Annotated in this window: 2 protein-coding genes; both read right to left on the bottom strand. The window is 61.4% G+C overall.

The annotated features are described in order from the left end of the window. On the bottom strand, positions 1-332 hold a 332-nt coding region (locus BMZ24_RS20455), incomplete at its 3' end, for a response regulator (RefSeq protein ID WP_341864735.1). Between the two features lie 156 nt (positions 333-488). Then, on the bottom strand, positions 489-2,375 hold a 1,887-nt coding region (locus BMZ24_RS20405; RefSeq protein ID WP_143077978.1), incomplete at its 5' end, for a calcium-binding protein.

Below are 2,375 nucleotides of genomic sequence, written 5' to 3'. Positions count from 1 at the left end.
AATCGAGAGGCCAGGATTTCTCCGCGAAGAACCCATCTCTCCAGCGCATCGAAGAGTTCCCGGGTGTCTATGGGTTTGGCCAGATGATCGTTCATGCCGGCGGCAAGACAGGTTTCACGGTCCCCCTTCATGGCGTTGGCGGTCATGGCGATGATGGGCAACTCATGAAATCTCCCGATGGATCGTATCCGGCGGCTTGCTTCAAGTACGAGCGATCCCGCGGATAGAAGAAAAATAACGAAGTTGTAGACGACCATGGACATCAGAACAGTCACAAATGTCAGCCGGACAGACTGACGGACCTGATCCGCCAACCTGTCCGGCTGACTCATGCTGACTGCACGTAACGAATTGCCACGCCTTAACCTGCAACTGCCTGTACCGGCGCCGGATATCTCCTCCGCTTCAACGTCCGGCGATGCAGCAGGAGGGGTTCTCATCCCTTCCGCACATTTGGACATTTCCGGCCAGCGCTTCCTTTCCCGAGATCATGGGAAAGACGCCACATGTTGCGTCGCGATATCCTCGGCCACCATCAGATGGACGATGCTCGTTCCGACGGTATTCGTGTAATGATTATAGTCAAACCCATCGGAGCCGACCACGTTCGTGCCCACAAGGGACCAGCCCGAATCCGTCGCGATCACCTCCGCAGGGCCCTCGCCGAACACCCACAGGGTGTCGGTATCCGAAACGTCCAGAACATCGCTGGCCTGGAGCGTCAAGACATTCGCCTCCCATCCGTTGACGCCGTACAGGCTGATCTTTTCAATACCTGAGATGCGCCCCTCCGAAACCATGGCGCTCAGATCCAAGGTGTGGCTAAAGCTTAAATCCTCGGCCTCCAGCGCGAAGACGTCGAACCCCTCCCCTCCGTGCACGGAATCCTCGGGCGCGCCAATCAGCAGATCGTCGCCGGCACCGCCGTCGAGCAGGTCCACGCCAGAATCCCTATTCATATTTGTATTAAGAAGGTCGTACTTCCATCCGATCAGGGTGTCATTGCCGTCGCCGCCATACAGCGAATCGCTGCCGCCAAAACCCACGAGGCTGTCGTCGCCGCCGAAGCCGTGCAGCTCGTCATTGGAGCTCATGTTGTACTCGCCGTCCCAGCCGACGTCGCGGCCCAGCAGCGTGTCGCCGTGCTCCGACCCCCACACGCCGTCAATGAATAACAGATGGTCGCCATGCTCCTCCCCATCGACGCCGGCCCCGGCCTGTCCGTCGGGATAGAGAAGCGGCTCCTTGTTCTGGTCGTTCATGTCCACGAGCACACCGGCCGCCGCATTCCGGTAGCTGGCGATGTCATGGCCCGTCCCGCCCCTGAGGACGTCGCCGCCCGTTCCGCCTTCCAAGGTGTTGTCGCCTTCGACGCCCAAAAGGGTGTCCGCTCCGGCGCCGCCGACAAGCAGGTCGTCTCCTTGCTGGCCCCAGAAATAGTTGTCGTGTTCGTTCCCGATGAGCGTATCGGCAAAGGAAGAGCCGCTGACATTCAAAATGTCATGCAGCTCGTCGCCGATGGCGTCGTTCCCGGCCGCGCCATTCCCCTGGACCTGAATCACGTTGTTCAGATCGATTTCCACGGCCAGGCTGCCGGCGTAGTCGGCCACCTCGCCCAACCCGAGACCGGTAAGCACATCGGCCCCAGCGCCGCCATTGAGGGTATCCCAGATGGGGATGGAGGAGGCTGGGTCTGTCGTATTGCCGCCCACGAGTGTGTCGTTCCCCTCGCCGCCATACAGGACATCACGTCCGTCGCCGCCAACGAGGGCGTCGTCGCCCGCGCCGCCATAAAGGGTGTCGTTACCGCCATGGTCCTGCAGCAGGTCGTCGCCGTCACCGCCGTACAGGACATCGAAGCCTTCGTGACCGTACAGGGTGTCGTTCCCACCACCGCCGTGCAAGGTGTCGTTCCCCGATAATCCGTCAAGTATGTTGTCGGCGTCGTCGCCCGTCAGCACGTCGCCGTGCAGAGTATCGTTCGTGCCCAAAACTTCCTCGATGCCTGTCAGGGTGTCGCCGAGGCCGTGATTGTCCACCCCGCCTCCCGTCTGGGCGACCGTGACGCTCAGGTCGATGTTCACCCATGTGGGGCTTGCACTGTAATCGGCCGTGTCAAAACCGTCGCCACCGTCGATGAAATCAGCGCCCTCGCCGCCACCCAGCGTGTCATCGCCGGACCCGCCCAGCAGGGTATCCGCGCCGGCCCCGCCCATGATGGTGTCGGCCCCGTTCTGGCCGTCCAGGAAGTTATTGTTCCCGTCACCCGTGATCGAGTCACCGTTGTACGTGCCGATGACGTTCTCGATACCCACAAGGGTGTCGCCCTCGGCGTGGTTGCCGATCCAGCCGCCCGTCTGCCCCCCGGTGTTGTT

The organism is Desulfomicrobium norvegicum (assembly GCF_900114595.1).
Lineage (GTDB): Bacteria > Desulfobacterota > Desulfovibrionia > Desulfovibrionales > Desulfomicrobiaceae > Desulfomicrobium > Desulfomicrobium macestii.
This window is presented reverse-complemented; position numbering and strand designations above follow the sequence as displayed.